This is a genomic window from Enterococcus devriesei (assembly GCF_001885905.1).
Lineage (GTDB): Bacteria > Bacillota > Bacilli > Lactobacillales > Enterococcaceae > Enterococcus_A > Enterococcus_A devriesei.
This window is the reverse complement of the sequence record NZ_JXKM01000027.1, coordinates 1-4,828: the sequence shown is the minus strand read 5'-3', so window position 1 is coordinate 4,828 and position 4,828 is coordinate 1. Positions and strand designations below refer to the sequence as shown.

11 protein-coding genes and 1 pseudogene are annotated in these 4,828 nt (G+C 37.7%); all 12 read left to right on the top strand.

The annotated features are described in order from the left end of the window. Positions 1–190 (top strand): PD-(D/E)XK nuclease-like domain-containing protein (locus tag RV00_RS15700; RefSeq protein ID WP_211272405.1); only part of this gene is annotated, 190 nt, incomplete at its 5' end. A gap of 17 nt (positions 191–207) precedes the next feature. Continuing rightward, positions 208–1,029, top strand: coding sequence for a Lin1244/Lin1753 domain-containing protein (locus RV00_RS15695; RefSeq protein ID WP_084133321.1), 822 nt, complete (start codon positions 208–210; stop codon positions 1,027–1,029). A gap of 8 nt (positions 1,030–1,037) precedes the next feature. Further along, the gene (locus RV00_RS15690; RefSeq protein WP_071863479.1) at positions 1,038–1,883 is read left to right on the top strand and encodes an ATP-binding protein; all 846 of its coding nucleotides are present in this window, start codon (positions 1,038–1,040) and stop codon (positions 1,881–1,883) included. Beyond that, positions 1,880–2,383 carry a Holliday junction resolvase RecU gene (locus RV00_RS15685; RefSeq protein WP_071863478.1) on the top strand — a complete coding sequence of 168 codons (504 nt, stop codon included), beginning with the start codon at positions 1,880–1,882 and terminating at the stop codon, positions 2,381–2,383. Before RV00_RS15690 ends, RV00_RS15685 begins: the two co-directional genes overlap by 4 nt. A gap of 14 nt (positions 2,384–2,397) precedes the next feature. Beyond that, the gene (locus RV00_RS15680) at positions 2,398–2,862 is read left to right on the top strand and encodes a hypothetical protein (protein ID WP_071863477.1); all 465 of its coding nucleotides are present in this window, start codon (positions 2,398–2,400) and stop codon (positions 2,860–2,862) included. A 211-nt stretch (positions 2,863–3,073) separates the two neighbouring features. After that, positions 3,074–3,361: a hypothetical protein gene (locus RV00_RS15675; protein WP_071863476.1), complete on the top strand. Its 288-nt coding sequence runs from the start codon at positions 3,074–3,076 to the stop codon at positions 3,359–3,361. 34 nt (positions 3,362–3,395) lie between these two features. Next, the gene (locus RV00_RS15670) at positions 3,396–3,653 is read left to right on the top strand and encodes a hypothetical protein (RefSeq protein ID WP_249024120.1); all 258 of its coding nucleotides are present in this window, start codon (positions 3,396–3,398) and stop codon (positions 3,651–3,653) included. 41 nt (positions 3,654–3,694) lie between these two features. Next, a complete protein-coding gene (locus RV00_RS16525; RefSeq protein ID WP_169818965.1) occupies positions 3,695–3,868 on the top strand; it encodes a hypothetical protein in 174 nt (57 codons plus the stop codon). Then, positions 3,861–4,082: a hypothetical protein gene (locus tag RV00_RS15665; RefSeq protein WP_071863474.1), complete on the top strand. Its 222-nt coding sequence runs from the start codon at positions 3,861–3,863 to the stop codon at positions 4,080–4,082. The genes RV00_RS16525 and RV00_RS15665 overlap by 8 nt, the downstream gene beginning before the upstream one ends. Positions 4,083–4,103: 21 nt before the next feature. Continuing rightward, positions 4,104–4,361 (top strand): hypothetical protein, encoded by a 258-nt coding sequence (locus RV00_RS15660; RefSeq protein ID WP_071863473.1) that lies wholly within the window; start codon positions 4,104–4,106, stop codon positions 4,359–4,361. Continuing rightward, on the top strand, positions 4,358–4,513 hold the full coding sequence (locus RV00_RS16520) for a hypothetical protein (protein ID WP_169818964.1): 156 nt from the start codon (positions 4,358–4,360) through the stop codon (positions 4,511–4,513). The genes RV00_RS15660 and RV00_RS16520 overlap by 4 nt, the downstream gene beginning before the upstream one ends. A gap of 42 nt (positions 4,514–4,555) precedes the next feature. Next, positions 4,556–4,828, top strand: a pseudogene (locus tag RV00_RS15655) (hypothetical protein); the annotation flags it as partial.

The following is a 4,828-nucleotide window of genomic DNA, read 5'->3' as shown; positions in this document are numbered from 1 at the left end:
ACCGAGCGATGTAGCACTGATTACGCTAGATGAGTCGAAGATGCAGTCTGAACTATCGAGAGTGGAACAGACGATTGATCATGTTCAACGCGTGAAAATGGGAGAAGAAGCTCCTGAGTGGTGCGGCACTTGTGATTATTGCCGAGCACATAAAAAGATTACTGGATTTACCAATATGAATGATTTGTAGAAAGGAGGGAAGTGGCTTTGAACAATTACTTTCCTCACGACAGCAACTCAAGGAACTCTGACAAATTATTGCCAGTCAGGATGAAATACGGTGCTGAAGGTTATGGAATCTATTTTATGATTTTAGAACGTCTCCGCGATGAAAAAAACTATGTGAGTGTCAAAGATTACAACGTGTTAGCCTTTGACCTTCGCGTAGATGCAGGAAAAGTAAAAAGCATAGTTGAAGACTTTGGGTTATTTGCCTTCACCGATAATGGTGAGTGTTTCTACTCTGAAGGGTTCAACAAACGTATGGAGATAAAAGATGAAAAATCTAAGAAAAGATCTGAAGCCGGGAAAAAAGGTGCAGCAAAAAGATGGCAAACCGATGGCAATGCTAATGGCAAACAAATAGCAAAGCCATACGATTCTGATAGCAAGGAAACTAAAGGAAAGGAAACTAAAGGAAAGGAAACTAAAGGAAAGGAAACTAAAGGAAAAGAAACTAAAGAAAACAACTACGTCTTTGGTGTTTTCGAATTTCTTGAGAAAAACCATTTTGGGAACCCATACGCTGAACCGATGGCTACAGACATTGCTGAATGGATAAGGTCCCTAAGGAAAAAAGGGCTTAGCGAATCTCAAATTGATGACTGGCTAATCATGGGAGCCAAAGTGGCTTCCGGCAACAACCGTCGTTTTTGGAACTATGTTGATGGAGTTCTAAGAAACTGGGATAACGTTGCAGCGTATACAAAAGAGGACATCGAAATCCAAAAGAAAAATAAATCAGGCGGAAAAAAAGGCAAAAAATTAGAAAATACAGGCTCAAGCGAATATGACAATTTGGGCTGGTAGGAGATAACATGGAAAACTTAGGACAAGCGATGCAGAAAATCATTGATCGAGTATTTATAACTGTCGGCAGTTGTCCGGATTGTGGCGCTGAGATGTATCAATGGCGTGAAAAGTTGCCTAGTGGGGAAGACCGATGCGGGCCAACTTGTATGATTTGCGGACATAAAGAGCTTAAGAAAAAACAAGACTACGATACTCGAATAATGTACAACGAAAGTCTAAAAAAACGGGCCTTGAATTACTTCAAATTTAGTTCCATCGTTCCTGACAAAACGCTGTTTAATAAGCGGATTAAGGAGTATCGCGTCAGTGATAACGAAACAAAAACTGCACTAGAAACAGCTAAACGAGCAGTTAATGACATGCTTCTAGATAAAAAAGTTCATGCTGTTCTAACTGGAAAATCAGGAACCGGGAAAAGTCATTTAGCAATGGCGATAGCTTGGGAAGTTTTAGAGCGATCAAACTACGAAAAAAACGTGTTATTTGTCAATTACCGTGAACTGCTCGATCAGTTACGATTCGCAATGAATGACAAAGAAGCTCAAAAACAGATTCAAGGAACGCTAATGGCTGAGCTTAAAACAGCAGACTTGGTTGTCATTGATGATATAGGAGCTGAGTTAGGCGGAAATAAATCTTCTGACAGCTCGAGATATAACAATGATACATTAACTGGAATATTAGAAGCTCGTCAGAATATGGCAACCGTCATTACAACTAATTTGACAGCAAAAGAGCTTCAGGAAGCATATGGTGAACGAATTCTTTCAAGGATTCTACAAAATTCACAAGGGTTTGTTGTTTCCATGAAGACAACAAAGGATAAGAGACTGATGGGAGTGTCTGCATGAAGCCGTGGAGTCAATTTGAAAAACGTATTGAAGGAGTTAATCAATTTTATCGCGTTAAAAAATTTGGAGTTGTCGAAAAAATTCCAAATGGAACGAAAACAATTCGGCAAGGTAGCCGTCAAATCATCGTTAGAGACACAAAAACAGGATGTGACTTTATCGGTCATTTAGACGGCACACCGATTGCCTTTGACTGTAAGTTGACCGCTAACAAAACAAATTTTCCATTTGGCTCCGGTAAGGTCGTCACTGTAAAGTCACATCAAAAGGAGTTTTTAAAAGCCTTTAAAGTGACTGGTGGGCAGGCATTTCTTTTAATCGCTTTAGAAAATGGTCGAAGATCCTTTTTGGTTGATATTGACGAATACTTAATATCTGAAAAGCAATTATTAGCCAATGGCCGGAAGTCTTTTCCGCTCGTGTGGTTAGAAGCATTTGAGGTTGATCAAGCGAACGGAATCGTTGATTACCGAAAAAATATAATCGAATACTTTAATTGAGAAGAGGTCAGAATTTGGAAGCTGTGAAAAATAAAAAACGAGATCGAACCGGCGAGCAATACGGCGAGTTTGAAATCATCGGTCCAACCGGAAATGAGAGTGAATGGATTGCCCGGTGCTCTTGCGGTAAAGAGCGAATCGTCAAAAATAAGAACATGTCGAAGCTTACGCACTGTAATAGCTGTGCAGCAAAATTGCGTATGAAAAAGCGGACTGCTAAACCTAAAAAGCCAAAGAAAGACAAATTTACAGAAATGAAAAATTGGATGAAGCCGAAAAAACCAAAACTAGAGAATGATGTTTTGTATGAGATCGAAGATGACCGATTTTTTCGACCAGTCGTCGGGGAATTAATTAACGAATATGGTAATTCAGCATCGTTTAAGATTGTGAAATGCCACGATGCAGATGCGAAGATAGCGCGTAGTTGGAATCATCGGATCAATGTGAAAAAGGAATGTGTAACAAAAATTGAATAATTAGCCTTTGAGAGAGTGGTAAATATGGAAATGAAGATAGTTTATATAGGTGTAATTTATTTAATTGCAGTACTTATGAATCGCTACATGAGGAAAAAAGAATACTACTGGTATACGCCTTATTCAGTTGTTGTGTGTTTAGCATTTACGGTATACCTATTATTTTGTGTATGATCTGGCGCTATCACATAGGAAAGTTGGGAAAAAATTCATGAAGTTATATATGGTAAAAACCGATAGAGATAGAACTCTAATGACCGAGAGTAAAAATCAAGCACTCAAAGATTTTGAAAGAGAAATAGACTATATAGAATCAGACGAAATTGATGTAGATGAACAATTTGTAAATCTGCTTGAAATAGATTTATACGATTTCTTAGACGCGTACAAATTGGATTCTGATGTAGATATTGATGATTTGATTGATAAGGTTGCGAAAATCACAAAGGAGCAACATTGGATTGTGACAGGTGATGGATTTGCTGAAAGAGTCAGCTAACGGAGGATACAGAGGAGGGATCTAATTGGGAGATATGGGTGAATACTGGAGAGATGTTAAACCTTATATAAAAGAGGCTAGGCGGAAACATGTTGAGCGAATGGGAGATTCGGCAAATAAAAATATAGAAAATCTTGGTTTTAACTATAAACACTATCCTGATAACCATCAATTTGTTATCGAGACTAAAAAAGGAATCATAGACTATTGGGGCACTACAGGAACTTGGATTGATCGGAAAACTAAGAAAAGAGGAAAAGGCCTCGAAAGTCTAAGGCGCTATTTAAACTAGTAAAATCTAGGTTAACTGGAGCGATCAAGGAGGAATTTTAAATGGATAAAGAAGTTGTCGCAGTATCAATAAAAAATGGCAAATATTTCGTTGTTCTTGAAGATAAAACTAGAATCCGAGTAGATTCTGATGAATATAAAAGAGTTAAGCGAAAGCTATCCAAAAACATTATTTTATTCTTAAAAGTCAACGAGGAGAGTGATTGCGTTGAGTAAAAATGTAATCCAAATAACGGAATATGACGGCTTTAGCGATGAATTCCAACGATCGTATTTGCTAAACAACATGGATAAAGGTGGAATTGTTTTTACTGAAATGCAGACCAGTCAAGCAATGGCACGCATCGGGCAGTTAAATACTACTAAAAAAATACACGTAGATGTTTATAATTTATCAAGCAAAATGACTGATTTAAGCAAAGTATACTGAGTCGATAGAGGGGGTTAAATATTGGACAATAATTTAAAACAAATAAAAAAAGAAGTACAAAATTTAATATCTACTTTAAGTTGCGAGCACAGAGCTTCTAGTGAGGGCGAAACAGCAATCAGAAATTTAGGGAAAGTGAAATGGTATCAACGAAACAGGATGAAGCTAGAACAGCATTATATAAGTCGAACGGTTGCATTGAGTTTTGCATACGAACAAGCAAAACGTCTTGAATATGTAATAGACAAAATGTTTGAGGATGCGGAGGACGGCGAATGACATGGACCATTATTCTATTCATTTTAGGCGTAGCGCTTGGAAGAGAATATGCAAACATGAAATTTAGAAACAGAAATCAGATTATTTTTTACAGATTAAGTAAATCCGCTAAGTCAGAAGTTGTAAAAATTATTAATGAAATGGACGATTAGTTCCGCTAACCACGCCTATCAACTATGAAAAGGAGTGATCGAATGTCGCTGTTTAATCAAGAACAAATAGAGTTCATTAAAAAAAACGTAGACGGAAATCGGAATAAAGAGCTTGCTCAACTAATTAATGATCGCTTTTCACTTTCGATCACTTCGACACAAATCTGTCAGTGGAAACAAACACATGGGGTTAAAAGCCAAACCAGTCTTTATGGTTGGCGCAAAGGTAAGCTAGGTGGGAAAGACTTTAAAACGCCTAGCGAACCAAGTCACAGTATGCCAGTTGGGACTGAGCGAGTAAACAAACGCGGAATT